General features: G+C 36.6%; 33 protein-coding genes and 1 pseudogene. 27 read left to right on the top strand and 7 right to left on the bottom strand.

Going from position 1 to position 24,728, the window contains the following annotated elements; translation table 11 throughout:
- Together QQZ16_RS16310 and QQZ16_RS16315 are read right to left on the bottom strand one after the other, a co-directional pair.
- Positions 1 to 503 (bottom strand): CBO0543 family protein (locus tag QQZ16_RS16310; RefSeq protein WP_284561522.1); only part of this gene is annotated, 503 nt, incomplete at its 3' end.
- Between the two features lie 160 nt (positions 504 to 663).
- A complete protein-coding gene (locus tag QQZ16_RS16315) occupies positions 664 to 2,157 on the bottom strand; it encodes a phospholipase D-like domain-containing protein (RefSeq protein ID WP_047945075.1) in 1,494 nt (497 codons plus the stop codon).
- A 392-nt stretch (positions 2,158 to 2,549) separates the two neighbouring features.
- On the opposite strand from QQZ16_RS16315, the gene QQZ16_RS16320 reads away from it, so the two are divergent.
- Positions 2,550 to 2,993, top strand: coding sequence for a cell wall hydrolase (locus QQZ16_RS16320; protein WP_031537041.1), 444 nt, complete (start codon positions 2,550 to 2,552; stop codon positions 2,991 to 2,993).
- Positions 2,994 to 3,122: 129 nt separating this feature from the next.
- Here QQZ16_RS16320 and QQZ16_RS16325 read toward each other — a convergent pair whose 3' ends face one another.
- Positions 3,123 to 3,872, bottom strand: a complete 750-nt coding sequence (locus QQZ16_RS16325) for a polysaccharide deacetylase family protein (protein ID WP_081836613.1) — start codon at positions 3,870 to 3,872, stop codon at positions 3,123 to 3,125.
- A 163-nt stretch (positions 3,873 to 4,035) separates the two neighbouring features.
- The gene (locus tag QQZ16_RS16330) at positions 4,036 to 4,605 is read right to left on the bottom strand and encodes a YitT family protein (protein WP_031537039.1); all 570 of its coding nucleotides are present in this window, start codon (positions 4,603 to 4,605) and stop codon (positions 4,036 to 4,038) included.
- Between the two features lie 1,083 nt (positions 4,606 to 5,688).
- Between QQZ16_RS16330 and ltrA the strand changes: the two genes are divergently transcribed.
- The 12 genes and pseudogenes from ltrA to QQZ16_RS16390 all read left to right on the top strand — a co-directional run bounded on the left by ltrA (position 5,689) and on the right by QQZ16_RS16390 (position 13,953).
- Complete coding sequence (ltrA, locus tag QQZ16_RS16335) at positions 5,689 to 6,951, top strand: group II intron reverse transcriptase/maturase (RefSeq protein ID WP_031537038.1); 1,263 nt, start codon at positions 5,689 to 5,691, stop codon at positions 6,949 to 6,951.
- A gap of 1,134 nt (positions 6,952 to 8,085) precedes the next feature.
- The gene (locus tag QQZ16_RS16340; protein WP_035416354.1) at positions 8,086 to 8,304 is read left to right on the top strand and encodes a hypothetical protein; all 219 of its coding nucleotides are present in this window, start codon (positions 8,086 to 8,088) and stop codon (positions 8,302 to 8,304) included.
- Positions 8,301 to 8,423, top strand: coding sequence for a hypothetical protein (locus QQZ16_RS16345; RefSeq protein ID WP_264298269.1), 123 nt, complete (start codon positions 8,301 to 8,303; stop codon positions 8,421 to 8,423). The genes QQZ16_RS16340 and QQZ16_RS16345 overlap by 4 nt, the downstream gene beginning before the upstream one ends.
- A gap of 91 nt (positions 8,424 to 8,514) precedes the next feature.
- Positions 8,515 to 8,721, top strand: coding sequence for a DUF1657 domain-containing protein (locus QQZ16_RS16350; protein WP_031537037.1), 207 nt, complete (start codon positions 8,515 to 8,517; stop codon positions 8,719 to 8,721).
- A 79-nt stretch (positions 8,722 to 8,800) separates the two neighbouring features.
- Positions 8,801 to 9,274: a YhcN/YlaJ family sporulation lipoprotein gene (locus tag QQZ16_RS16355; protein ID WP_031537035.1), complete on the top strand. Its 474-nt coding sequence runs from the start codon at positions 8,801 to 8,803 to the stop codon at positions 9,272 to 9,274.
- Positions 9,275 to 9,291: 17 nt separating this feature from the next.
- On the top strand, positions 9,292 to 9,771 hold the full coding sequence (gene spoVAC, locus QQZ16_RS16360) for a stage V sporulation protein AC (protein ID WP_031537034.1): 480 nt from the start codon (positions 9,292 to 9,294) through the stop codon (positions 9,769 to 9,771).
- The gene (gene spoVAD / locus QQZ16_RS16365; RefSeq protein ID WP_031537033.1) at positions 9,771 to 10,790 is read left to right on the top strand and encodes a stage V sporulation protein AD; all 1,020 of its coding nucleotides are present in this window, start codon (positions 9,771 to 9,773) and stop codon (positions 10,788 to 10,790) included. Before spoVAC ends, spoVAD begins: the two co-directional genes overlap by 1 nt.
- Positions 10,787 to 11,137 (top strand): stage V sporulation protein AE, encoded by a 351-nt coding sequence (gene spoVAE, locus QQZ16_RS16370; protein ID WP_031537032.1) that lies wholly within the window; start codon positions 10,787 to 10,789, stop codon positions 11,135 to 11,137. Before spoVAD ends, spoVAE begins: the two co-directional genes overlap by 4 nt.
- A 12-nt stretch (positions 11,138 to 11,149) precedes the next feature.
- Positions 11,150 to 11,356 (top strand): DUF1657 domain-containing protein, encoded by a 207-nt coding sequence (locus QQZ16_RS16375; RefSeq protein WP_031537031.1) that lies wholly within the window; start codon positions 11,150 to 11,152, stop codon positions 11,354 to 11,356.
- A 31-nt stretch (positions 11,357 to 11,387) separates the two neighbouring features.
- Positions 11,388 to 12,248, top strand: coding sequence for a DUF421 domain-containing protein (locus QQZ16_RS16380; RefSeq protein ID WP_031537030.1), 861 nt, complete (start codon positions 11,388 to 11,390; stop codon positions 12,246 to 12,248).
- Positions 12,249 to 12,505: 257 nt separating this feature from the next.
- A pseudogene (locus tag QQZ16_RS16385) lies at positions 12,506 to 13,178 on the top strand (DUF421 domain-containing protein).
- Positions 13,179 to 13,779: 601 nt separating this feature from the next.
- Positions 13,780 to 13,953 carry a hypothetical protein gene (locus QQZ16_RS16390; protein ID WP_155986741.1) on the top strand — a complete coding sequence of 58 codons (174 nt, stop codon included), beginning with the start codon at positions 13,780 to 13,782 and terminating at the stop codon, positions 13,951 to 13,953.
- Between the two features lie 524 nt (positions 13,954 to 14,477).
- Here the strand turns inward: QQZ16_RS16390 and QQZ16_RS16395 are convergent.
- Positions 14,478 to 14,867 carry a winged helix-turn-helix transcriptional regulator gene (locus QQZ16_RS16395; protein ID WP_031537027.1) on the bottom strand — a complete coding sequence of 130 codons (390 nt, stop codon included), beginning with the start codon at positions 14,865 to 14,867 and terminating at the stop codon, positions 14,478 to 14,480.
- Between the two features lie 148 nt (positions 14,868 to 15,015).
- On the opposite strand from QQZ16_RS16395, the gene QQZ16_RS16400 reads away from it, so the two are divergent.
- Complete coding sequence (locus tag QQZ16_RS16400; protein ID WP_031537026.1) at positions 15,016 to 15,534, top strand: DJ-1/PfpI family protein; 519 nt, start codon at positions 15,016 to 15,018, stop codon at positions 15,532 to 15,534.
- A 40-nt stretch (positions 15,535 to 15,574) separates the two neighbouring features.
- On the opposite strand, the gene QQZ16_RS16405 is transcribed toward QQZ16_RS16400, so the two are convergent.
- Positions 15,575 to 15,718 (bottom strand): hypothetical protein, encoded by a 144-nt coding sequence (locus QQZ16_RS16405; RefSeq protein WP_284561523.1) that lies wholly within the window; start codon positions 15,716 to 15,718, stop codon positions 15,575 to 15,577.
- 194 nt (positions 15,719 to 15,912) lie between these two features.
- Between QQZ16_RS16405 and QQZ16_RS16410 the strand changes: the two genes are divergently transcribed.
- The 8 genes from QQZ16_RS16410 to QQZ16_RS16445 all read left to right on the top strand — a co-directional run bounded on the left by QQZ16_RS16410 (position 15,913) and on the right by QQZ16_RS16445 (position 21,243).
- Positions 15,913 to 16,038, top strand: coding sequence for a hypothetical protein (locus QQZ16_RS16410; RefSeq protein WP_264298268.1), 126 nt, complete (start codon positions 15,913 to 15,915; stop codon positions 16,036 to 16,038).
- A 258-nt stretch (positions 16,039 to 16,296) separates the two neighbouring features.
- Complete coding sequence (locus QQZ16_RS16415; protein ID WP_371472758.1) at positions 16,297 to 16,548, top strand: ArsR/SmtB family transcription factor; 252 nt, start codon at positions 16,297 to 16,299, stop codon at positions 16,546 to 16,548.
- Between the two features lie 11 nt (positions 16,549 to 16,559).
- Positions 16,560 to 17,525, top strand: coding sequence for a TIGR03571 family LLM class oxidoreductase (locus QQZ16_RS16420; protein ID WP_031537024.1), 966 nt, complete (start codon positions 16,560 to 16,562; stop codon positions 17,523 to 17,525).
- 34 nt (positions 17,526 to 17,559) lie between these two features.
- Positions 17,560 to 18,582, top strand: a complete 1,023-nt coding sequence (locus QQZ16_RS16425) for an LLM class flavin-dependent oxidoreductase (RefSeq protein WP_031537023.1) — start codon at positions 17,560 to 17,562, stop codon at positions 18,580 to 18,582.
- Complete coding sequence (locus QQZ16_RS16430; protein ID WP_284561524.1) at positions 18,572 to 18,727, top strand: hypothetical protein; 156 nt, start codon at positions 18,572 to 18,574, stop codon at positions 18,725 to 18,727. Before QQZ16_RS16425 ends, QQZ16_RS16430 begins: the two co-directional genes overlap by 11 nt.
- A gap of 145 nt (positions 18,728 to 18,872) precedes the next feature.
- Positions 18,873 to 19,385, top strand: a complete 513-nt coding sequence (locus QQZ16_RS16435) for a type 1 glutamine amidotransferase domain-containing protein (protein ID WP_031537022.1) — start codon at positions 18,873 to 18,875, stop codon at positions 19,383 to 19,385.
- Between the two features lie 91 nt (positions 19,386 to 19,476).
- Positions 19,477 to 20,193: an SDR family oxidoreductase gene (locus QQZ16_RS16440; protein ID WP_031537021.1), complete on the top strand. Its 717-nt coding sequence runs from the start codon at positions 19,477 to 19,479 to the stop codon at positions 20,191 to 20,193.
- Between the two features lie 150 nt (positions 20,194 to 20,343).
- Positions 20,344 to 21,243 (top strand): aldo/keto reductase, encoded by a 900-nt coding sequence (locus QQZ16_RS16445; RefSeq protein WP_031537019.1) that lies wholly within the window; start codon positions 20,344 to 20,346, stop codon positions 21,241 to 21,243.
- 94 nt (positions 21,244 to 21,337) lie between these two features.
- Here QQZ16_RS16445 and QQZ16_RS16450 read toward each other — a convergent pair whose 3' ends face one another.
- Complete coding sequence (locus QQZ16_RS16450; protein WP_031537018.1) at positions 21,338 to 21,559, bottom strand: hypothetical protein; 222 nt, start codon at positions 21,557 to 21,559, stop codon at positions 21,338 to 21,340.
- 186 nt (positions 21,560 to 21,745) lie between these two features.
- Between QQZ16_RS16450 and spxA the strand changes: the two genes are divergently transcribed.
- The 5 genes from spxA (at position 21,746) to QQZ16_RS16475 (ending at position 24,666) form a co-directional block, all read left to right on the top strand.
- Positions 21,746 to 22,141, top strand: coding sequence for a transcriptional regulator SpxA (spxA, locus tag QQZ16_RS16455; RefSeq protein ID WP_031537017.1), 396 nt, complete (start codon positions 21,746 to 21,748; stop codon positions 22,139 to 22,141).
- A 27-nt stretch (positions 22,142 to 22,168) separates the two neighbouring features.
- A complete protein-coding gene (locus tag QQZ16_RS16460) occupies positions 22,169 to 22,303 on the top strand; it encodes a BA3454 family stress response protein (RefSeq protein ID WP_031537016.1) in 135 nt (44 codons plus the stop codon).
- Positions 22,304 to 22,565: 262 nt separating this feature from the next.
- On the top strand, positions 22,566 to 22,994 hold the full coding sequence (locus tag QQZ16_RS16465) for an RrF2 family transcriptional regulator (protein WP_031537015.1): 429 nt from the start codon (positions 22,566 to 22,568) through the stop codon (positions 22,992 to 22,994).
- A 147-nt stretch (positions 22,995 to 23,141) separates the two neighbouring features.
- Positions 23,142 to 23,477 (top strand): IDEAL domain-containing protein, encoded by a 336-nt coding sequence (locus QQZ16_RS16470; RefSeq protein WP_031537014.1) that lies wholly within the window; start codon positions 23,142 to 23,144, stop codon positions 23,475 to 23,477.
- Between the two features lie 919 nt (positions 23,478 to 24,396).
- On the top strand, positions 24,397 to 24,666 hold the full coding sequence (locus QQZ16_RS16475; protein WP_031537013.1) for a transposase: 270 nt from the start codon (positions 24,397 to 24,399) through the stop codon (positions 24,664 to 24,666).
- Positions 24,667 to 24,728 lie beyond the last annotated feature (62 nt).

Here is a 24,728-nt window from a genome sequence, read left to right on the forward strand (position 1 = left end):
ATGATGTAATATATGAATGAATATCTGTATCTCCACTCTAAATAATTAACAAGTTTGACCCACTCGCAAAAGGGTTCACCTATATAGGCATATGTTAGTGCCATAATGATCTGGGCTAAAATAAAAGATTTCCATGTTCTAAAATATTGATATAACAACATGTAAGCTACAGGCACCATTGAAAAATCAAAAGGAAAGGCCCGAGGAATAAAAGGTAAAAATGCAATGGGGTAATCCCAAAAACTATATTGTGCACCAACTACATCTAATAAGGTTGTTGTCAAGATAATTATGGTACCAAATAACAAAATTTCTAAAATAATGTCATGTTTAACAAGTTTAGCCCATATAACCCAAGGCACAACTAAAAAAACAACTAGTATCCACCATTCCCAAGTTAAAAACTCATTTGTTAGCCAACCATTTAATTCTAAATGATACAGCTTATCTTCTAATAAACGTATTTCCTTAAGATTTTCAAATATATTATCTATTGATATCATCCCTATATTTAAATTAAAAGGTAACAGATATTTTTGAATTCAAACTCTTTGAGCTGCCTTTTTAGTATTACCGTTTTTTAGTAATGAATTTCCATCGTAAATAACAAAAATTTTTTAAATCTAGATTTAAGATAGAACAATAAAAACAGGATACATCAACTTATAATAATGGAGAAAGGAGGCGAGCACCCTGTTCAACAATGCGCTCGGTCAGGGATCGTTGCAACAAGTCTTCAATTCTTAATGGTACAGAATCAGTAAGATCCCCCTCGAACTGCTCTGTGAGTTCTCTTGCCACATCAGCACTGTACACGACTTGACACACCTCATAATTCAGGCGAAAACTTCTCATATCATAGTTTGCTGCGCCTACTTCTGCAATTTCCTCATCAATGATCATCAGTTTCGCATGTAACATTCCTTTATTGTACTGGTAGATTTGGACCCCAGCTTCTATAAGTTCCCCGTAATAGGTACGACTTGCATAGCCCACGCTTTTTTGATCAATGTGGCGAGGAACCAGCAATCTTACGTGCACACCACGAGCCACAGCTGTCTTTAATGCCATGATAATATCTGTTTCTGGTACAAAGTAGGGTGTTGTTATATCAATAGTCTTGGTCGCCTGTGTTATACATATAAAGTAAGCTTGACGAATAACTGGGGTAGGAATTCCAGGGTTTCCTTCCAACGTATGGATGTACGCTTTTTGCAATGTCCCTGTCTTTGGGTATATGTCCATCTCTTTACCATCTATGGTGCTCAACTCTGAACCCAATTCGGCTGACCATCTGGAAAGATCTACTCTTCCGATTGGATTGATTTTCGTTACCTCAGATTTTGTTTTCAGATTTGTTTTCGATTTTATCCGTTCCGGCACAGCAATATTCCAATGAACGTCAAAGACAGTCTGCAAATTGACTGATGCTTCTCCTGTTATTTGTAAATGAGTATCCCTCCAGAAGCCAACGTCAGGCTTCAATCCTGTATATTCATATCCTACGTTCATGCCACCAGTAAAAGCTTTCTTTCCGTCGATCGTGACAATCTTACAATGATCCCGATAATTCCAATTGGATAAAATCCAGGGAAAGCGTAAAGGAAATATTGTCCGGCATTCTATCCCTGCTTCCACCATCTGAAGGATTTTTTGACGCGGAAATTTTTTACTCCCCCAACCATCTCTAATAAAACGAACCCGCACTCCGTTTACTGCTTTTTCGATCAGCAGTTCTGTGATGCGATTACCTATTTGGTCATTCCGATAGATGTAATATTCCAGATCAATGGTTTTTTGGGCTTTTTGTAGGGATTCGATGAGTTGTTCATATTTTGCTATTCCATTGTTAAACACTTGGACTTGGCCCATTCGAAGCCCATTCACAGTGAAATGCCGTAAAGCATCGGCAATTACCGATGCTGAATCACCGAATGTCTCAGGTAATTTGTTAGATTCATTTTTAGAAGAGTTCAATCTTTTTCGATGAATAAACTTAGGGTTTGATACGCTAAGATAAAGCAAGAAACCAATGACTGGCAAAAGAAGGACGATTATTATCCAATTCAATGCCTTGGCAGGCCTACGTACTTCCCAAATTGCTATGAATAAGATAAAGAACATATTTAACAGGTATAGATAAAAAATCCACTCCAACTGGAATCCCTCCTTCTGTTTCTCTTAACATGTCCAAACTATGTAGCGAGTATACGTTTGGAATACGAAGGAATTGTTTAGATACCTTTTCTTATGAGACACCCAAAATAATTTTGTAATTAGTTTATTTTGTCACAGGAATTTAAACGTTGGAAATGGATCGAAAAACAAAAATGGAGGTCCGTTTTACATTTCTTCTATATTAATCCCAATATATTCCGTAATTCTGCTGCGGCTGACTAAGTATATTCGATGTTAAAAAGACTCCAACAGGGGGGCAAGGCACTACTACTAATTATGTTAACTAGTTTTGTATAGAGTATTCATTTGATATTTGTAAAAAAGGGCATGAATGTATGCTTTTTTTCATACTGTATTTTGGAGGTGGAAAAATGACAAGAGTAGCTTACCAAAATGCAGACGTCGATTTAATGGCAAGGATGATGAGAGCAGAAGCTGAAGGCGAAGGACCACAAGGAATGCTATATGTTGGAAATGTCATTGTTAACCGTGTTGTAGCAGATTGTGCTGACTTTAAGGAATTAAGAACAATTAGAGATGTCATTTTTCACGTACAAGGAGGAAATTACTCTTTTGAAGCTGTTCAAAAAGGTAATGTATTTTATCAAAGAGCAAGAGAATCTGAAAGAAGATTAGCAAGAAAGAATTTGGAATATTGGAGAGATCACCCAGCGAAATATGCTCTTTGGTACTTTAATCCATATGGTCCGTGTCCTCCAACATGGTATGACCAACCTTTTACTGGTCAATTTAAACAACATTGTTTTTATGAACCAGCGCCTGGAACATGTGAAAGCGTTTATAGTCCTCGTTGAGGAAAAGATTCGAATATTTATAAAAACTAAAATAAACTTTTTAGTAACCGTATTTACCTAAGAAAGATTGTAAAATACTAACTTAACAAAAAGGTACATTAATTGAGTAAGCAGCAAAAAAGGATCTTCTTACTGGAAGATCCTCAGAGGGTTTGTCAAACCGCTGGGAGGTGCGAACCACTTCGGTTTTATGCCAATGGTTTCTTCAATGAGAGCATTCGTCTTTTCTAACTCTTGTATGGTATCACTTTTAGATCGCTTCTTAAGATCTAGATGACTATAAGCATGATTTCCAATTTCATGGCCTTCCCGATAGATCATCTTAGCTAGGTCAGGATTCTTTTTAACCCAGCTACCATCGAAAAAAAATGTCGCCTTCACCTTGGATTCCTTTAGTGTGGTAAGGATCGTTGGAATGTACTCATTACCCCAAGCAACATTTATTAATAACGCCACCATAGGCTTTTCTGGATTTCCTTTATAAATCGGGATGGGTGCTAGATTTTCTAAATGGACATTTGGAGGTTTTTCCTTATAAACAACTTTGTTTTTGTGAAAATTACCATCTGATTTCATTTTTTTATAACTAGATTCAATATCTACATCCAATCCATTGTATCCAGGAATTGCCTTCCACACTCTATCGACTTTTGCATCAATCGGTTCAATTTTATGTTCCTCTCTATACACTTTAATTTCTTTGTAAAGTTCATCATTTTTCTCCTTTAAGGCTGCTGTACCAGAGCCAATAGTATTAAATGGTCCAATAAGATCCGTAATTGTTAAAATGAAAGTACTTAAAAACACTATTAGTATTAGCGAATTTTTTTCCTCATAAAACTCCTCCGCAATATAAACTAATAATTTTAAAATACCCATCAACAATAGACTTATGTAATTAAAAAAAAACAATCATAACACTAATCTTATAGGCTTATTATTCCCATCCCATTAACTACACCGTAGGAAAAATCGGCTTTCTTCATGTCGATATTGCTTAGCGTATGTTTCCACGTTTGTTGTTGGGACTCTCAATAAAAAATTATTTTCCTTTAATTAAGGATGTTATTAAACCCACAGAGGTAATAGCTATACATGAATAAATGAAGGTATCTAATTTTAATAAAGCCAGACATGCCAACACAATAATTCCATCTATCAGTATGATTACAAGTGCAATATTTAACGAAAAAGTTTCAGAAATAATTTCAGCTAGTAAGTCAGTTCCTCCAGTGCTTGTCTTATATCGCAGCATTAGACCAACACCAACTCCAATTATTGCACCTCCAATTAGTGCGCTTGCAAGTTGGGGAATAAAAAATTGAGAACGAAGAGGAACAAGTAAATCAATAAATAAGGACGAAACCAATAAGCCTTGCAAACTACTAAAAAAATACTCTTTTTTATTTATTGAGGAAAATATACAAATAGGGATACTTAACCCCACCATTATAATACCAGTTGGAAATTTAAAAAAATAATGAAGTAATAGTGCGATCCCAAGGATTCCACCATCTATTAAATGATGAGGAACTAGAAACCCATTCACACCAACTCCTAATAACAGACTTCCAATAAGAGTAGCTATTAATTTCTTAAAAATAACAATCACCTTGTCTCATTTTTAATCTAATAATATGTCGGGGTTTTAAGGTTAAGAATAAGAATGCAGAGGAAAAATTAAATATATTAGGGAATACTTCATTTATTAGGGGATAATCGCCTCCACTTTCCCCCTTTCTTAAAAGGCATTAAAGTATCTAAAGAAAGTAATTCTTTAGGTACTTTAATGCTCCGAAATCCCATAAGTAAAAAATAATTTAAACTTCAGTAAAGTTACTATTACTCCCTTGATCCCATATATCTAAATCCCTTTTTAGTTCACTCCGTTTTTTTATTTATTGTGTAATAAGGTAAGTTTCCTTGAGCTGACGAAATAATTCGTGCAAAACTAAAATCATTTATGTTTATTTCCTTTATAGGCAAGTTAAATTATTTAAATTAATGAGAATTGCACTCTTATCACAAAGACACATATTCTATTCTAAAAATAAATTACTAACGTCTATCTGTGAAGATTACCTATACAGGAGCATTTTTCCCAAACAAAATGGGACTTCTCAATGAGGTCCCATTTCCTTGTTGTGCGCCCGGCATGCACATGAACTATAGGGTGCGAGTCCCGAACCCCGAAGACAGAAGTAGAGGTTAGCCAAGAGCTAGGGTGTCCGTGGTGACGCGGAATCTGAAGGAAGCTGGAGGCAAAACACCGGTCCGAGGAACACGAATCTCATACAAGGCTAGTTACGACTGGATGAGTTTGCAACACAAAACAAAGTCCTTTCTGTCGAAGGTCATACCTAGTAAATGAGGCGGATAGATGGTGTAAAAGTGCATGTGCTTACCCGGGGAGGTCTGATGGAAACGTGAAGTACCCTTCATAACCTACTTGGTGACAAGTAGCTGAATCATCAGAAGTCAGCAGAGGTCATAGTACGATTGGGTCTAGAACCAGTCGGAAGGACTGAACAATTAAGAGAGATTAGCCCTTGGCTTTCCATCTAGAATGAAATAGCACAGAAAACAGAGAAACCTCACGCTTAGAAAGTAGTGGTGAATCCCACGAGGGTATTTGCGGAGGGTGGAGTTCAGATGGGCATAATAAGATAAGCTAATCACGGAAAGGAACGAAATGGTGATGTTGAATCAAATTCTTGAACGGCAAAATATGATACAAGCGCTAAAGCGAGTGGAAGCGAATAAAGGAAGCCATGGAGTAGACATGATGCCCGTACAAACCTTACGACAGCACATCCTCGAAAATTGGGAAACCATTAAATCGCAGATTTTGAATGGAACCTATGAACCACAACCAGTACGTCGAGTCGAAATCCCGAAACCAGATGGTGGTGTGCGTTTACTAGGTATCCCAACCGTGACAGATCGTTTGATTCAACAAGCTATCTCGCAGATTTTATCAAAGGAATATGACAAAATATTTTCGGACCACAGTTATGGATTCCGTCCAAATCGGAGTGCCCATGACGCTGTTCGGAAAGCAAAGGGTTATTTAAAGGAAGGTTATCGATGGGTGATTGATATGGATTTAGAGAAATTCTTCGATAAGGTCAATCATGACCGACTAATGGCAACATTAGCGAAACGAATTTCAGATAAATCTTTATTAAAACTTATTCGTAAATATCTCCAAGCTGGTGTCATGATAAATGGAGTGATTTCAAGTATAGAAGAAGGAACACCACAAGGTGGACCTTTAAGTCCCTTACTTTCAAACATAGTTCTAGATGAACTCGATAAAGAGTTGGAGGAACGTGGACATAAATTCGTTCGATACGCAGATGATTGCAATATTTATGTGAAAACAGAACGTGCGGGTCTAAGAGTAATGGCGAGTGTACAAAGATTTATTGAGGGAAAACTTCGTTTAAAAGTAAACGAAAAGAAATCAGCGGTAGACCGTCCTTGGAACCGGAAGTTCTTAGGTTTTAGTTTCACGAATCACAAAGAACCAAAGGTTCGTCTTGCGAAAACAAGTCTAGTTCGAATGAAGAAGAAAATACGAGAGATTACCTCAAGAAAGATGCCATACTCCATGGAATACAGAATCAAGATGTTAAACCAATATCTAATGGGGTGGTGTGGTTATTTTGGATTAGCAGATACAAGTTCCACATTCAAATCACTAGATAGCTGGATTAAAAGAAGATTAAGAATGTGTCTATGGAAGAATTGGAAGAAACCTCAAACAAGAGTCAGAAATCTTACTCGGTTGAAAGTTCCTTCTGGAAAAGCATACGAGTGGGGAAACACCCGAAAAGGGTACTGGCGCATTTCTAAAAGCCCCATATTACACAGAACCCTCGGCAATTCCTATTGGGAAAGCCAAGGGCTGAAAAGTCTACAAGTTCGTTACGAAACTTTGCGTTATTCATCTTAATTGAACCGCCGTATACGGAACCGTACGTACGGTGGTATGAGAGGTCGGGAGTTAATCACTCCCTCCTACTCGATTATTAAGTATAATAATCTCTTTAATGGAGAGATAAACCAAACTGTTGTTCGTTTTATGAACTAACCGTTTTTATAACCGGTAACTAAACCATTAGCTCTAAGCTCGTGAAGGGGTAGCGTCCCGAAAATGCGGATTTACAACGTTAAGCTGTTTTCATTGTTAAAAACGAAGGATTTAACAACGATAAGACTTTTGAGACAAGTCTTACGAGACACTAGTAAGCTTTATTTTACGTAAAATCGGTTAAGTCCCAATAGATTAGACCATATTGATATAAACCTCATACCCCTTGATATAACAACGATTGTATTCTCAACGTTGTAAATTGTGAAAATCCTGACGCTACCCCGTGAAGTGGTGTCAGCTCCAATCTGGACTCCAAACTCCTATTCTCAATTTTATACTTCAAAATACCTGTTTATAATACATGTTGTATTAGTGATGATTTTAATTTATACAGAGTCATGATGCTAAAAAAAAGATATACGGATAATACGGATAATAAAAATAAGGATAACCATCCCAAAATGGGCTCAATAACGTACCAGCCAACAAACCACCTAATAAACCGCCTAGAAATGGGCTTCTCCACCAATATGGTCTCCAAAAGAAGGGAGATCCAAAAAATGGTCTAAAGGGAAAAGGCCTAAAAAATGGTCTAAAGAAAATGGCCTTATACCCCAAATCCTTTGGTCTAAATTTTCAACCTGATTATTTTGCCGAGATGGATCGTAATAATATTGCGGTTCTGAATTCATGAAAAGGGATTTTAAATCAGGCTTAAATCTGTAATTGGTGCTTTGTTAAGGGCTAGAACATCGCATCTTTTTTATAAACGTCGCGACTTTCTTAAAAATATCGCGTCTTTTTTATTAGTATTGCAACTTTATTTCAAAGCTACAGAAGATTTATTTTAGTAATATTTTGGCTTAATTTTAAAACGAAAGGAATCTCAATAATTGTCTATCCAAAGGAATAATTGCTATTTAGAATTGAGGATAAAACATTTTATTCGAGGCATTCTATCTTTGTACTAAACCACAAACAGGAGGAAGTAGCATGGCTAATCAAATTGATACTAATAAATTAAAACAAGCAGAGGCAGCCTCTTCTATAGTAAAAGATATGATAACTTCAGCGATTGAACAATCTGCTGCTAATACTACTCTTGCTTCAGAAGCATTAAAACAAGCATCAAATGAAGTTGCAGGCGGTTTTCTATATTTATTGTGTTTAATTAAGTTCAGTAAAGGGAACGGTGGAAAAAATTTGAGATGAGACATATTACCCAAAAAGATTATACATCGCAAACCTATAATCGTCGCCAAATAGAAGAACTGATGGGGATTTGGAAACGAGGTTACTACAGAAAAAATGGTGCTATTCACCAAAAGTAATTTTATAACTATATTCCCAAAAAATTCACCACATAAGAAAATTCTGATTCGGGTAATCTAAAAAGGTCAAAAAATTCAAGGAGGATTCATCATGACAGTAATAAATGATGTTAAGACAGCTCTAGCAGGATTAAAAAGTGCACAAGCAAGTTTCGAAACATTTGCTCTTGGTACAGATAATCAACAGGCAAAGCAACTTTACCAAGATGCTGCTAAACAAACCCAATCTGTTATTAACAGCCTTGAACCACGCGTTCAACAAATTGAACAAGAAGAACCTCAATACAAACAACAATAATGAGTAAGATAAAAAAGGTTGGCCTCCCAACCAACCTTTTTTAATTCCTTTAAATAATGGGAAAAACGGAGATGGTTTCATGAAAGACAAAATAACCAAAATAAAAATTTTTCTTTCCATTTTAGCCGTGATCGGGTTTGGAACAGGATGTAACGATAACCAAAATCAGTTAGATGAGGATAACAATCATTTAGGTATTTCACAAGTACATACGAGTAAACCCATCGGTCAATCTGTTGCCAATAGGGCTAAAGAAAAGATTATTACCAAAGAAGAAATTTCAGATGTAAAGGCTGTGAATACAGATAAAGAGCTTTTTGTAGCAATAAAGGTAGAAAATTTCAATCGTTTTCGATTAAAAAGTATCGAGAAGACAGTAAAGTCAGACTTAGAAAAAATGTATCCGAATCATAAAGTCGTCGTTTCGACGGATAAAAAAATGTTCTGGGAACTCGAAAAAATAGAACAAAGACTGCAAAAAAACAATATGAATAAGAAAAGCTTGAAAAAAGATTTGCAAAAACTTGAAAGTATTCTAAAGGAACAGACGTAAAGAGGAAGGATCGAGCTATGTCAAATAATCAAAAGAAACAATTAACTCCTGTCCAACAGGAGTACCAGGAATTACAAAAACAACGTGAAATAAAAAGACCGGTTGTAACAAATTGTATAAAAGCCTTTCTAACAGGTGGTCTCATCTGTCTTATTGGTCAGCTTATTCAAGACTTTTACATCTATTATTTTGATTTTACAGAGCAAACGGTCGGAAATCCGACGGTAGGTACTTTGATTTTTATTACGATGCTTCTTACCGGTTTTGGAGTATATGATCGAATGGCCCAATTTGGGGGAGCAGGGACAGCTGTACCCGTAACTGGTTTTGGTAATGCGGTCATATCACCTGCCATTGAACATCGAACCGAAGGATTTGTACTGGGCGTAGGCGGCAATATGTTTAAACTAGCCGGTTCTGTCATTTTATTTGGTGTGTTTTCTGCTTTTATCATTGCCTTAATTAAAACAATTTTAATCAGATGGGGTGGTTTATAATGCTTGCAGGTCATCGTACATGGGTTTTCGAACAAAAGCCTGTGATTATTTCCACTGGAACAGTAGGTGGACCATTTGAAGCAGATGGAGCTATATCGGAAGATTTTGATCTTCTTCATGCCGATTTATGGCTCGGACAGGATTCCTATGAAAAAGCACATAAAGTTTTTTTTGAAGAAGCTTGTCAAAAGGCAATGGAAAAAGGAGAAATACAAAAGGAACAGGTTCAGTTTCTTCTCGCAGGGGACTTGATCAATCAGATTACTCCCACAAGTTTCGCTAGTCGAACCATTGGAGCTCCTTATTTTGGTTTATTTGGTGCTTGTTCTACCTCTATGGAAGGATTGGCTCTAGGTGCTTATATTATTAATACAAAGGGGGCTAAATATATATTAACAGGGGCTTCGAGTCATAACACAGCTGTTGAAAAACAGTTTCGTTATCCGACAGAATATGGAGGACAAAAACCACCTACTGCACAATGGACGGTTACTGGTGCTGGTGCGGCCCTTTTAAGTGATTCTGGGGATGGACCGAGTGTCACTTCTGCTACGATAGGCCGTGTGATTGATATGGGACTGACCGATCCATTTAATATGGGGGGGGCTATGGCACCAGCTGCTGTTGATACGATTGAAGCGCATTTAACGGAAAGAAAGATTGATCCCTCTTATTATGATTTAATCGTCACTGGGGATCTTGGAAAGATAGGGCGTGAAGTTTCCCTTGATTTATTTAAAAAGCATGGAACTTCCATTAGTGAAGGACAATTCCAAGATTGTGGACTTATGATTTATCGGAAAGGACAACCAGTCCTCGCAGGGGCAAGTGGGGCGGGGTGTTCAGCAACAGTAGTCTATGGTCATTTATTAAATCGCATGAAAAAAGGCGAATTTAAAAGAATGTTAGTAGTGGCCACTGGTGCTTTATTATCACCTCTTTCTTTCCAGCAAAATGATACGATTCCTTGTATCGCTCATGCGGTATCGATTGAATACGGAGGTGAACAATCATTATGACCTACTTTTGGGCTTTTACCGTAGGTGGTTTGATTTGTGTCATTGGGCAAATTATGTTTGATGTGTTTAAACTAACTCCGGGACATACGTTAAGTACCCTTGTAGTAGTGGGGGCCATTTTAGATGGGTTTGGATTATATGAACCCTTGATTGACTTTGCTGGTGCAGGAGCTACCGTACCTATTACAAGCTTTGGGAATTCCCTTGTACATGGGGCCATGCAAGAGGCAGAACAACATGGGTTAGTTGGTGTGCTCACAGGAATGTTTGAAGTGACCAGTTCAGGAATTTCAGCAGCCATTATTTTCGGCATGATAGGGGCTTTAATTTTTAAACCAAAAGGATAAGGAGAATCTAGGATGACAGTAGGATCAGATGTCAAACAATGTTTTGTCAGTTTAAAAGGAGTAGAAGCAAGTCTTTCAAGTTTAGCATTACAGACTCTAGATGATGATTCGAAACGTTCATTACATGAAACCATGATGGTTGTACATGAAGTAGTCACGGATTTAAAAAAACGAGTTGGAGAATTAGAACAAGAGGAATTTCAGTACAAAGGTTTTTAAGAGATATAATTTTTATAGGGGGTGTTAAGTGGTGCCTGAATGGTTAGATATTGCCGTAAGGTCAATATTCTTTGTTGTTGTTTTATTTTTTATTACAAAATGGTTAGGGAAAAAGCAAATCTCTGAATTATCTTTCTTTGAATATGCAACTGGTATTTCCATTGGAAGTATAGGTGCTGAAGTTGCTATGGGACTGGAACGGAACATTTTTCATGGAATCATTGGAATTGTCATTTTTGCAGCAATACCCTTTTTATCTGGTTTGCTTTCCTTAAAAAGTAAAAAGTTCCGTGATTTTGTAGAAGGAACAGGAACTGTCTTTATAAAAGATGGGAAAATCATGGAAGATAATTTAAAAAAGGAAAGATACACGACAGATGAATTATTAGAATTACTTCGTAAGAAGGATGTTTATCAGGTGTCTGATGTAGAATTCGCTGTATTAGAGGCAACAGGGGATTTATCCGTCATGTTAAAGAAAGAAAACCAACCATTAACAGCAAAGGATCTAAACTTGACGGTTGCTTCAATTAAAGAGCCTCAGACTGTCATTATGGATGGTGTGATCATGGATGAACCACTTGCGACTATTGGACGAAGCCGTGCTTGGTTACACACTGAATTAGAAAAACTTGGTGTAACGGTAGAAAATGTTTTTCTTGGACAAGTTAATTCCTATGGAGAGTTAACAGTTGACCTGTTTGACGATCAATTACAAGTCGCATCTCCTCAAGAAAGACCTTCAATTCTTTCGACCATGAAAAAATGCCAAGCAGACTTAGAGTTGTTTGCTCTTGGAACCGAATCAAAAGAAGCTAAGCAAATGTATAGTAAAAATAGTGAAAAACTACAAGAAGCTATTGATAAAGTGATGCCTATTTTAAAAGGATAATGGTTTATTTCGCTATATTGGATGATCTTAAGACACATAACAAAAAAGTAGTACCATTTTTTGCATAATAACATTAAGTCGAATCTTGAAAATAAAATCTTTGGAAAAATATCTTTTTTTAAATTGATTAGAGGGTGCTTAAAATATTAAAACATTACTGGTTAACTTTCTCTGTTAATTTTTGCAGTATTGTCAAAGAGATGAACATCCTTAGTCTGACTTCAGACTAAGGTGATTTTTCCTAAGAGGTGTTAGAAGTGTCTATTTTTTTAGTTAAATTAATTTATATATATATTGTTTTTATTGTATCCATAAAAATTTTAGGGAATCAGCCCTAGCACAACTTACCCCTCACGAATTTGGAGCGATTCTATTTTTATCTTATTTAGCATTGGGGTCCATTAAAGTAAATGGAGTAACAGAGGGGATTATTGGAATCATTGTTATAACGGGCGTCACTTAGTTATATCAAAATTAAGTTTATTAAATTGGTTAAACCCTTTTATTATAGGAAAACCGACTATTTTAGTTAAACATGGAAAAATTGTATATAAAAATTTAAGGAAAAATAGATATCCTTTATCTGAGCTGTTGTCAGGTTTAAGAACAGCAAGATATCCAGATATTCAAGATATTGAATATGCGATTTTGGAAGCAACAGGTGAAATCAGCATTTTACCAAGGAAAGAATTAGTTCCTGTTACTCCAAAGGATTTACATATGAAAGTAGAATACCATGGATTCCCAATAGCTGTTGTAATTGAAGGGAAAGTTCAGAAGCGTAATTTAAAATTAATCAACAAGAATGAAGAGTGGCTTAAGCAAGAACTAAAGGCAAAGGGATATCATCAAATTAAAGATATATTTTACGCTTCTGTTAGAGATACCGACCATTCACTAAACATTAACACATTTGATATTAGCGACTAATCTTAAAACGATTTCCCCTCCCTATATTAATCCTAGATAAACGGTTTTAGGTAAATATGGTTTTCTTAGTACAGTACCTTATCAAACTATCAAGTTCTAAGTATTTTTGAAGAAAGATGAGAAACCAAATGCATCATTATAACTTTTTCCATACTATGGGGATATAAAGAGTGAAACTTTGAGTGTGGTTGTTGTTTAATAATTAATTTTCTTTCCCGAAAAAACAGTCAAATGCCTAAAAGGCTAATGCTATAATAGAGTTTTCCATTAATCTAATAAAAATCAATTCACCAACAAATTGATCCGAAATAATTAATTAAAAAGCCGATTTTTCCTTGACATAAAAGGAGAATCGGCTTTTTACTAGTTATCCCTATTACTCATCTTTATTATCCCTATCGAAGAGGGGCAGATCTCAACAAGAAAAATTGCTAATTTTAAAGTTGGGCATGTATTCGATATATCCCAAACGAATGCACCATTAGAAGATTTACCAAAAATATTCCCTAATAAACAGTTTAATTTCCAAATTGAAGAAGGCAGAAATGTCGAGCATTTAAGGAAAGGGATAGAAGCTGTTTCTAAAGAATTAAATATCGATATGAGAGATATGCGACAATCGGAATTAGGTGTAACAGAATTAGGAGCATCTAAAGGTGCCTTTGTTCAAGGTAAAGATGGTAAAGGTAAAGAGATTGTTATGAATAGTCGTAACACAGAAACACAAGCATTAGCAACGTCTATTCATGAGTTGGCCCATATAGTACCATTATGACCAAGTGCAATCTACGTTAAGCGATGGGAGCCGTTTCGTTCATTATGACTATAGAGATAAGTTTAATATCAACCTCGGTGAACCGTATCATAAGTAAAAGAGGTTTTTGAGGGCATATAAGATTCTAAACATTGAAAAACAGTTAATTTATCTAATCAAGTTTTTAAATTGACTAGCACTTTGAAAGGATGTTGACACGCTAGTAAAGCAAAAAGGCTGCCTAAAAAACAAAAATTTCTTTTAGCCAGCCTTTTGGATTATGCAGTTTTGGAAATGAGTTCGTTAATTTTTAATAAGACCCTTGATTCATCATTAGCGGAATGGAAGCCTTTTGATATATTCTTTTATGTATAATTTATTTTAAATAAAAGAAAACACAATCCCTGTTCAGTTGAACCAATCCACAGCATAAATGATCCAAATACTCCGCAATTAAGCATAAAAAGCACCTTCCTTACAGTTAAGTGAAGGTGCTTCTTTTCTAATAGATTTTGTAAAGCAACATTGTAAATGTAAGCTTATGCTTAATTGTTTAATTCCGAAATATCCATTTCTTTTATGATTTCTGCTATCCGATTTTTTCCCCATTCATACATCATTTCAACGATAGGAAGTAAAGTCATCCCCAATTCAGTCATGGAATATTCCACTTTCGGTGGAACTTCTGGATAAACCTCGCGATGAACTATTCCATCTTCCATCAGTTCTCTTAATTGATTCGTTAATATTTTATGAGATATTTTTGGAAAAAGCCTTTGGAGATCACTGAATCGATGTGGTCCTTCTACCCCTAAATGCCATAAAATAACGATTTTCCATTTACCACTTATAATTGATAAGGTAAGTTCTTTTTCACAATTATAATCACCATTTATGATCTTTTCTTTAACTTCATCTCTAAATGTATCTGGCATAAATTCTTACCTCCTTATTTGTATCAATTGTAACCTGTTGGTAACCTCCTTACAAAAAAGTGCAGTCTTCACAGTGAAGAAACCCAGCAGTAGAATGAAATAGTCGTCTTACCGGCGAATTATTTTTATTAATGAGGAGGAACTACTAATGAGTAAAAAAGCACTTTTAATTATACCACCAGAACGTTTCAATGAAGACGAATTATTTCAACCAAAAGCGGAATTGGAAAGCAACGGAATTGAAGTGACAATTGCAAGTACAAAAACAGGTGAAATCATAGGGGATTATGAAGGTAAAGCAATTGCTGAGGTCATTTTCTCAGACGTTTCTGCGACTGACTATGATGTTGTATCTGTTATTGGTGGATCTGGTACGAACGATCATTTATGGGAAAATAAAGAATTACAAGACTACTTGAAACAAGCGTATACTAATAAAGTTCTTGTAACAGGGATTTGTGCAGGTGCGGTTACTGTAGCTAAAACGGGTTTACTTACTGGAAGAGAAGCAACTTGCTATCCAGTAGATATACAAAAAGACCAATTAAAAGCGAATAAAGTAACATATGTTGAAAAACATGTTGTTGCTCATGATGATATTATCACTGGTGATGGTCCAGATGGCGCTAAAGAATTTGGAGAAGCTTTAGTAAAAGCATTAAGCTAATTCTACAGTCTCTTCGCTGAATTTTCATATAATCAAAAGCCTACGGAATTAATTCCGTAGGCTTTTGGCTATCCAAATGTAAGAAAAATACACCAAATATTAACTCTGATTCAATATGAACCGTGTTACGATATTTATATAGTTTTACTAGGTCGTCTTTTAGTTGAATATCAATCAAATTCAATCGAAAATCAAACCTCAACTTTTTCGTCATACTAAAAAAGTTAAGAGTAAACAGTAAAAGCTTACATAATTGAAGCTGATAAGAGATTTAAAAGGGTATATTTTTTACACGATGCTGGGAGGGACATAAACCCCACTGCCACCTTAAAACTTTATAAAAGAAAGACAAACTACTCATTATTAAGGAGGATTAAAATGGAACATATTGTAATTAATGCTGTATTAAAACCAAAAGAAGGCCTGCAGGGGCAACTATTATCAGAACTCAAAAAGGTACAAGCGGTATCAAGGGAAGAGAGTTTTTTTAGTGGTCTTTATTAAGAAGGGAGCATTTCGCCGTATCTCCTTCGAAACAAATCTTTTGATTTGGACAGACCAAATGGCTAATATATTAATATCGCGAATTACCGATTTGGCGTGATGCTTTCAGATCATCTATCCAGCGTCCATTGGGATAGTGATAATCGATATAGAAAGAGGCAAATGACATTGAAGCAGAAATTGGAACGCTTAAATGATGAACAAGCCGTTGAAATTTTTAAAGCATTGTCGAACCAGACGAGGGTGAGCATTCTTCAAATGTTAAAAGATCCCGACAGTCATTTTTCACCGCAAGCCCATATTATTGCTGATGAAGGATTTGAAGGTGGGGTTTGCGTAGGGGATATCCGAAGCAAGGCCGGGATTTCGCAATCCACTACTTCACAGTATTTATCGATTCTGCTGCAAAGCGGACTGGTTGAAATGAAGCGAATCGGACAATGGACGTATTATCGCCGTAATGAGGAAACGATTAAAAAGTTAGAAAAATACATTGGTACAAAAATTTAAGGAGAATTGAAGTGAGTTTATTACAGCATCGAGCATATAACAGGTTGTACCAAAAGGATAAAATGACGCTTGGTTTCACGATTCCGACGGCAAGGATGTCCAAATATCCGATTATGGAAAATCAGTTGTCGCTTGCCCGCAAAATTGAAGACCATGGTTTCGCGGCATTGTGGCTTCGGGACGTTACGATTCAGAATTTGAATATTGATGATAACGGTCAATTGTATGATGTATGGATTTATTTGACCTATCTTGCGGCCCATACCAAGGAAATTGCACTTGGGACGGCGAGTGTGGTCCTCCCGCTGCGCCACCCTGTCCGAGTGGCAAAGGAAGCATCATCTATTGACCGGTTGTTTCCCGAACGGCTGATCATGGGAGTGGCTTCAGGAGACCGGGATAAAGATTTCACAGCTTTGGGAATATCCAAGCTCGAAAGCGGAGGGCTGTTTAAAAAGAATTATGCATTCCTTGAACGGCTATTAAAGGAGCACAATCCCACTATCAACAGCGATTTAGGCATCATCGATGGAACGGATATGAGAATGATCCCCAAACCTTTTTCTTCGATTCCGACCATGGTGACAGGATTCAGCAATCAATCGATTGAATGGATCGCCCAGAACGGGGACGGCTGGATCCAGTACCCGAGGATTATCCCGCAACAAACTCAATTGATTAACGAGTATCGCGAGTTGTCGGAAATTTACGCCCCAGGAGTGTTTAAACCTTTCACTCAGACTTTATTTATCGATTTATCGGAAAATCCCGATTTGTCTCCTGTTCCGATTCCGTTAGGATTTCGTGTAGGGCGCAAACAGTTATTAGAAATTCTATATCAATTTCAATCCATTGGTGTCAATCACCTGGCATTTGTATTGTATTTTTCAAAGCGCCCTCCAGAGGAAGTCATCCAGGAGCTTGGAGAGTTTGTGTTGCCTTACTTTTCGACTCATGAAATTCCAGTATTAGATTAGTTTTAAAAATTAGATAAGGGAAGAAGATGAACTTATGTCTAAACATGCAAATAAACTAAACGAAATTCCTTTCTCGGTGCTTGATCTTTCACCGATAACAGCCGGAAGTACTCCTGCTGACTCTTTCCGCAATACATTGGAACTCGCACAGCATGCTGAAAAACTTGACTACAAACGTTTTTGGCTCGCTGAACATCACAATATGCCGTTTATCGCCAGTTCCGCCACTTCTGTGGTGATGTCCCATGTGGCAGCCGGTACATCAAAAATCCGGGTTGGTTCAGGAGGAATCATGCTGCCGAATCACGCTCCGCTCGTCATCGCTGAACAGTTTGGCACTCTTGAATCCTTATATCCTGGGCGAATTGACCTTGGTCTGGGGCGTGCACCTGGTACAGATCAGTTGACCGCTCGTGCATTGAGACGCGACTTGAGAAGTACCGGAGATGACTTTCCTGAGCAATTAGCGGAACTCCGCGGTTACTTTGATCCATCCCTGGCCCAAGGGAACCCTATAAAAGCGATTCCGGGTGAAGGTTTGAATATTCCAATCTGGCTGCTGGGTTCAAGCGGCTTCAGTGCGCAGCTGGCCGGAGAACTGGGTTTGCCATTCGCGTTTGCCGCCCATTTCTCGCCACTTAACACTCTGGGTGCTCTACAGATCTATCGCAAGGCGTTTAAGCCTTCGAATGTTCTCGATAAGCCGTATGCGATGGTGGCATTGAATATCATTACAGCAGAAACGGATAAAGAGGCAAAGCGCCTTTTCACAACCCTGCAGCAGCAATTTTTGAATCTGATGAGTGGCAACCTTACACAGCTTCAACCACCGGTAGATGACATTTCCGAATTGGCCAGCAGCTACCAATTAAAGTCTCTCGAGCAGCAATTAGGCTCATCGATTGTTGGCAGCCAGCAGACGGTAAAGGACAAGCTATATACATTTTTGGAGGAGAGCCAGGCAGATGAAATAATGGTCATTGCACAAGTTTACGACCACAAAGCTCGCCTGCATTCATACGAGCTTCTGTCAGAAATTACAAAAAGTGAAAGGTAATAAGGAGGACATCAGCAAGGAAAGTATTGATGTTTTACTTGATAAAAGGGAACCGTTTTTAGATGTGGTTTGGATCAAGTATTTCTATGTGTCACAAGCAGGATTTGACATCACGAATTCTTCCAAAGGGCATCACCATCCTTAAACACGTGACAGAGCGATACTAAATGTTTTTATACCATCATATATCTAGCAGTAACATATACTAAAAACAGTAGATTATTTGTATTTATTGTGTTAAATGAGAATAATACCAACGATGCTTTACAATTATAAGGGGGCTTATCATAATGAGCAAAAAAATCGCTACACTAATAACAGACTTATTTGAAGATGTAGAATTCACAGAACCAGCACGAGCATTTAAAGATGCTGGTCATCAAGTGATCACAATCGACATACAGGCTGGAAAAGATATTACTGGTAAAAAAGGTGAAGCAGTAAAAATTGATAAAGGAATTGGGGAAGTTAATCCTCAAGACTTTGATGCTTTATTCATCCCTGGCGGCTTCTCTCCCGATTTATTACGTGAAGACGACCGTTTTGGTGAATTCGCAAAAGCATTTATACAAGAAGGTAAACCTGTTTTTGCCATTTGCCATGGCCCACAAGTATTAATTGATACAGACCTATTAAAAGGCGTCGACATAACAGGTTTCAAATCAATAAGGAACGATCTCAAAAATGCAGGTGCTAACTACAAAGATGAAGAAGTTGTGGTAAGCAATAATATTGTAACAAGCCGTTTTCCGGATGACATTCCTGCCTTTAATCGTGAATCCTTAAAATTATTAGCTGAATAATAGCGTAAGTACTCAATAGTATCGTTTTAGAAATTAATATTTCACAATGAATTTCAATAAAAAAAGGTTTTAATAAGAAAGGGGTTTTACTATGTCATTAAATGGTAAACGAGTAGTTGTTTTAGGGGGTACTTCTGGTATTGGTTTAGCAACTGCCAAAGCGTTTCTCGATCAATCAGCTCAAGTGATCATTGCCAGCCGTTCTGTTTCCAAATTAAATGAAGCAAAACAAGTTCTTGGTGGCAATGTAGAAGCAATTGAAATCGATTTTCGAAGCGAAGAAAAAGTAGCAGAATTTTTCAGTAAGGTTGGAAAATTTGACCACCTTGTGGTAACAGCAGGTGAAGGCGCAATGGGGCACTTTAGCGAACTGCCTGTGGCAAGTGCAAAAGAGGCGTTTGATAGTAAATTCTGGGGGCAATATATCACTGTCCGTTTTGCACTTCCATATTTAAGCAATGAGAGCTCAATCACCTTAACCTCTGGTGTATATGGAGTTCGTCCTCCTCAAGGCGCTACTACGTTAGCGGCAATCAATTCAGCCATTGAAGGATTGGTTCGAGGACTTTCTATAGACCTAGCGCCTATTAGGGTAAACGTGGTTTCACCTGGAATTGTAGATACTCCAATCTATGCTGGAATGTCAGATGATCAGAGGCAAGCACTGTTCAACGGCATTGCACAACAGCTCCCTGTTGGACGGATTGCAAAGCCGGAAGACATAGCTGAAACCTATGTATACCTTGCTAAAAATGGTTTTACTACTGGGACGACTGTTCTTATTGATGGCGGGGCTCACTTGGTATAAGTGAGATTATAATGTTATTTTTGTGGCTATACTACAACATGTATAGCCACATTTAATTTTTTAATAATGATCCGATTTTCCAATAAACGGTAATGATTGAAGAATTGCAGTTCAAGAAAAACAAGGTGAGATATGAAAGGCATGATGAAAATGAGTTTACCTGACAATGAAAAAATATTGAGAATTAAGCATTCACTTGAAAAACGTGTAGTAACTTTACCTGATGGAACCTTTCTTCCAAGCATTGGTCAAGGAACATGGTACATGGGTGAAAATCCTGAATCGAGAAACAAAGAAATCAAAGCTTTGCAACTTGGAATTGAACTAGGCATGAAGCTAATCGATACGGCTGAAATGTACGGAAATGGCGATTCCGAACGTTTAGTTGGTGAGGCAATCAAGGGGCGTAGAGATAAAGTTTTTTTAGTATCGAAAGTATATCCTCATCATTCCGGGTTAGATTTGATTGAAAGTGCATGTGAAAATAGTCTAAAACGACTAGGAACAGATCATCTTGATTTGTATCTTTTACACTGGAGAGGTCGTGTTCCATTGGCAGAAACGATTGAAGGAATGGAGAGACTGCGCAAGGATGGTAAAATTGTAAGATGGGGAGTTTCTAATTTTGATACGGATGATATGTTAGAGTTGTGGGATACCGCTAACGGAAAAAATTGTGTGACAAATCAAGTGTTATATCATCTAGGTTCTAGAGGAATTGATTATGATCTCCTACCATGGCATCATGAACATAACATGCCAATTATGGCCTATAGTCCCCTGGCCCAGGGAGGGAGCTTAAGAAGACAATTACTAAGCGATCCAACCATCATTGAGATTGCAGAAAGATACAATGTGCAGCCATTACAAATTGCTCTTGCATGGACCATTCGTTCGAACAACGTAATTGCTATCCCAAAAGCTGTTAAGGAAGAACATGTTTTAGCCAATGCTCAAGCTGCTACTATTCAATTGACCATAGAAGATCTGAACAGACTTGACGAGGTATTTCCAAAACCAACAAGAAAAATACCTTTGGATATTATATAAAATGAATGGGAACAAAGGATCGATCGAGACTTATTAAAGCTTCAGCGACTCCTTTTTTTCCTATTTCAACCGGCCAAGCGACTTTTGTATCCAATCATGGAAGGATTTCCTCAAACGTATTGGAAAAAGTTTTGAAATCTTTTAATACGGTTTTCCCTTTTTCCGTGAAGAGAGGATAGATCACCATTCCTTCGATTTTGTCTCCTTTCTTATCATAAGGTAGTGTATCAATGATTTGAATTTTATCGATAATTCGGTCAGCACCATACCCTGATAATAGAACAAGAATGAACAAAACAACGAGGGTCTTTTCCATCTATTTCATTATTATCCAACATTTCATTCAAGAGGCTAGTTTAAGTACAGTAATTTTAAAAATTACAAACTCTAATGCGTTCTGATTTTAATCCATAAATTTACAGTTGACTTTACAAACTGTAATAATTAAAATTACAGTATAGCCAGTAGATGAGCTGAATAATATGAAGGAGTGTGTATAAGTATGGTTAATTTGTATACGACACCAAGTTGTACTTCTTGCCGAAAAGCAAAAGCTTGGTTTGAAGAACATCAAATTGAGTATATTGAAAGAAACATATTATCCAATCCCCTTACAGTCGATGAGATTAAATCAATTCTTCGATTGACTGAAGATGGGACTAATGACATTGTTTCAACTAAATCAAAAACATTTCAGGAATTAAATGTAAGTATTGAATCTCTTCCACTTAATGAATTTTATAAATTAATAATCAACTACCCTCAAATGTTGCGCCGGCCAATTATCCAAGACGAAAAAAGATTACAGGTTGGATATAACGAGGAAGAAATCCGCAGTTTTTTGCCTCGTAGACTTCGCACATTTTCGAACGTCGAATGGCAAAAAGTGGCCAATTAATATTATTTCGGAAGGAGGAAGAAAGTGATGATTGAAGTATTCGTTACAGTTAATTATAAAGATAAAAATTATCAAACCAATGTCATTGTAAATAAAGAAATGGCATGGGAAAAAATTAAACAGTTAGCAGAAGAACAAGTTAAAAAACAATGGGGTTATTAAACTTAATTATACAAAAATTTCTAAACAAACAAATATGTTTACGCACCTTTAAGGAAGTGAAGGTGATTCGTAAAGATTTACAGGATGCTTGGAATTCCTTATTCATGGTTAAGAGTTAATACAACATTTCTAATTAGATACTTGACAAGATAAACTGTAATATATATTGTTACACTATGTTGATTGATTTTAAAAAAAGATGCAGAAGCTATATGTAAAGCAAAAAGGTAATTAGCTGTGTTGATTTATAAGGAGGCAGGACATGAATAGTGATTTTACACTTGCCATTCATAGTTTAACTTATCTTGCGTTGCAGCCGGACCGTATGTCAACAAGTGATGGTATCTCAGAGAGTGCTGGTGTCCACCCAGTACGCATTCGTAAAGTGCTGAGCTTGTTAAAAAAACATGGATTTATAAAATCAAAAGAAGGAACCGGCGGCGGATTTATTTTTACTCTAGAGCTTAGTGAAGTTAATCTTTGGGAAATATATATGATAACCTCTGAAGGTGCTTTACAGCCTAAGTGTACTGATTCAAATGAAAAGTGTATTGTGGGAGCAAATATGAAAAGTGTATTATTTACAATTTTCTTAGGTGCGGAAGAACATTTGGGTGAATATTTAAAGAACTATACAATTAAAGAAGTTGTCGATCTTATAAATCAAGAACAAAATAGCGGCTGTGACTGACGGCCGTAGACTTCTTTTTATTAAATTGTAATAAAAAACATTACAGATTTATCTAGGTGATATATCCCCGATGACTGTAGCTTAAAAAAAGGTTCTATCTTGATTACATTCATAAAATACAAAAATAACTTAAGAAGGTGAAAAAGGATGTTGACGAATGGTAATTCCGTTTTGAAAACAGGTGATTGGATTAAGGGAAAATCAGAGGATGGGGAATTAATAATTGGTTATATTGAATCACAGAGTATTCTGGATGGAGTTGTTAAAGTAACGGTTGCTACGAGTGACAATCGTGAAACGCTTGGCAAAACAATTCCGATTTTAAGTAAAAATGTTAGGAAACTGCCACTTTCTAAGGTGGTAAACAAGGAAGAAATTCTATTTCTAATAGACTTGGCATTATCAACGGGGGATGAAGCATGGTTTATTGAGCTTTCTTCCAAGTTAAACTCAATCAATCAGCTTGTTGATGGAGTACATTAAAACTTATACAAATTATATATAGATTTTTTAAATTAAATTACAACGTGTTTGGAAATATTCATTTTTCGTGAAAATCGTGATTCATCACTAACGGAGCCAGTAATGGTTTTCCGTTGTACATATGAGATATGTATAAGGTATATATAGTTTTAATATCATGGTTATATTCGGTTAGGACAATAACAACAAGAATTATTGTAAAATATTTATAAAGTTTATAGATAACATATGCAATTAATACATATATGTTATCACGTCTGTTGATTAACTAATTTTTATCACTAAAAACTAATAAAAAAGAGAGATTCCATGTAAAATGTAAGTTACCACACAAACCTTTACAAGGAGGAATCTCTAGGCTTGCGAATACCACGATTTTCACACTACTTCAAAACTTTATTTCACAAAAAGAAATCGACGGGATTCTAGCTGTTCAGTTTGAAGATACGGCTCGTAAATGTGATGTATCAACACTTTTAAACTACTTGGTGGGTGCCGCTACATTTGAATGGAAAAGTATGCACCACGCTGCGGATGTTGCACCAGCACAAGGCTTGAAATCAGTGGATTATTCGACACTTTCAAAACGTTTAGGTGAACTGAATTATCTCATCGTGAAACGCATTTTTGAACGGATTGTCAGCCGTTTAATTAAAGTTTTTACACAAGCGCATCCAGGTAAAATCAGATGTAGAAGCCTTGTCATTTGCAGGTTTTACACGCCTGTTTCTTTGGCATGCACTTCCATTAAAATGGCGAATATACGTCGAAGAAATTCTGTCGTCAGCTCGGATGATGTATCAAAAAAGTGTTACGTGATTTTGGCTAATCAACACGTGTGACATTTAAGTATAGAAGAAAAGCGAAAACTCACGTATCGTAATTGTTGCTTAGACAAACCACGATAGGAGTTTTCGCCTTGTATAACCAGTTTATCAAATTGATTTTACCGTTACCATCTTTTTTTACAATTTCTTTGCCAACCGACGATGAACCAAACGGATTTCCATCTGCCATTCATGTGTTGGATCGCTTTCATCTCGTCCAATTTTTCACGGATGCCCAACAAAGATGTAGACGGTATTTAGGTGAAGTAAAGAAACACCATAAATCACGTTTTATTGACCGCTGCTTAGCACAAAAACCTGCAGAATTAACAGCGGAAGAACGTGGGTGGGTTTGTGGCTGAATGGCACAAGGAAGATTTGCATACGAAGCATATTTATCAAGCATTAAATCACATACGTTATG

The sequence above is a fragment of the Bacillus sp. T2.9-1 genome, assembly GCF_950097965.1.
In the GTDB taxonomy this organism is placed as follows: Bacteria; Bacillota; Bacilli; order Bacillales; family Cytobacillaceae; genus Niallia; species Niallia hominis.

Excerpts from the sequence above, each read along its gene's own strand:
- QQZ16_RS16320 (WP_031537041.1), top strand. The coding sequence starts at position 2,550 with ATGACAAGAGTAGCTTACCAAAATGCAGACGTCGATTTAATGGCAAGG.
- QQZ16_RS16325 (WP_081836613.1), bottom strand. The coding sequence starts at position 3,872 with ATGGGTATTTTAAAATTATTAGTTTATATTGCGGAGGAGTTTTATGAG.
- QQZ16_RS16340 (WP_035416354.1), top strand. The coding sequence starts at position 8,086 with ATGGCTAATCAAATTGATACTAATAAATTAAAACAAGCAGAGGCAGCC.
- QQZ16_RS16345 (WP_264298269.1), top strand. The coding sequence starts at position 8,301 with ATGAGACATATTACCCAAAAAGATTATACATCGCAAACCTATAATCGT.
- QQZ16_RS16350 (WP_031537037.1), top strand. The coding sequence starts at position 8,515 with ATGACAGTAATAAATGATGTTAAGACAGCTCTAGCAGGATTAAAAAGT.
- QQZ16_RS16355 (WP_031537035.1), top strand. The coding sequence starts at position 8,801 with ATGAAAGACAAAATAACCAAAATAAAAATTTTTCTTTCCATTTTAGCC.
- spoVAC (WP_031537034.1), top strand. The coding sequence starts at position 9,292 with ATGTCAAATAATCAAAAGAAACAATTAACTCCTGTCCAACAGGAGTAC.
- spoVAD (WP_031537033.1), top strand. The coding sequence starts at position 9,771 with ATGCTTGCAGGTCATCGTACATGGGTTTTCGAACAAAAGCCTGTGATT.
- spoVAE (WP_031537032.1), top strand. The coding sequence starts at position 10,787 with ATGACCTACTTTTGGGCTTTTACCGTAGGTGGTTTGATTTGTGTCATT.
- QQZ16_RS16375 (WP_031537031.1), top strand. The coding sequence starts at position 11,150 with ATGACAGTAGGATCAGATGTCAAACAATGTTTTGTCAGTTTAAAAGGA.
- QQZ16_RS16390 (WP_155986741.1), top strand. The coding sequence starts at position 13,780 with ATGAGAGATATGCGACAATCGGAATTAGGTGTAACAGAATTAGGAGCA.
- QQZ16_RS16395 (WP_031537027.1), bottom strand. The coding sequence starts at position 14,867 with ATGCCAGATACATTTAGAGATGAAGTTAAAGAAAAGATCATAAATGGT.
- QQZ16_RS16400 (WP_031537026.1), top strand. The coding sequence starts at position 15,016 with ATGAGTAAAAAAGCACTTTTAATTATACCACCAGAACGTTTCAATGAA.
- QQZ16_RS16410 (WP_264298268.1), top strand. The coding sequence starts at position 15,913 with ATGGAACATATTGTAATTAATGCTGTATTAAAACCAAAAGAAGGCCTG.
- QQZ16_RS16415 (WP_371472758.1), top strand. The coding sequence starts at position 16,297 with ATGTTAAAAGATCCCGACAGTCATTTTTCACCGCAAGCCCATATTATT.
- QQZ16_RS16425 (WP_031537023.1), top strand. The coding sequence starts at position 17,560 with ATGTCTAAACATGCAAATAAACTAAACGAAATTCCTTTCTCGGTGCTT.
- QQZ16_RS16435 (WP_031537022.1), top strand. The coding sequence starts at position 18,873 with ATGAGCAAAAAAATCGCTACACTAATAACAGACTTATTTGAAGATGTA.
- QQZ16_RS16440 (WP_031537021.1), top strand. The coding sequence starts at position 19,477 with ATGTCATTAAATGGTAAACGAGTAGTTGTTTTAGGGGGTACTTCTGGT.
- QQZ16_RS16445 (WP_031537019.1), top strand. The coding sequence starts at position 20,344 with ATGAGTTTACCTGACAATGAAAAAATATTGAGAATTAAGCATTCACTT.
- QQZ16_RS16450 (WP_031537018.1), bottom strand. The coding sequence starts at position 21,559 with ATGGAAAAGACCCTCGTTGTTTTGTTCATTCTTGTTCTATTATCAGGG.
- spxA (WP_031537017.1), top strand. The coding sequence starts at position 21,746 with ATGGTTAATTTGTATACGACACCAAGTTGTACTTCTTGCCGAAAAGCA.
- QQZ16_RS16460 (WP_031537016.1), top strand. The coding sequence starts at position 22,169 with ATGATTGAAGTATTCGTTACAGTTAATTATAAAGATAAAAATTATCAA.
- QQZ16_RS16465 (WP_031537015.1), top strand. The coding sequence starts at position 22,566 with ATGAATAGTGATTTTACACTTGCCATTCATAGTTTAACTTATCTTGCG.
- QQZ16_RS16470 (WP_031537014.1), top strand. The coding sequence starts at position 23,142 with ATGTTGACGAATGGTAATTCCGTTTTGAAAACAGGTGATTGGATTAAG.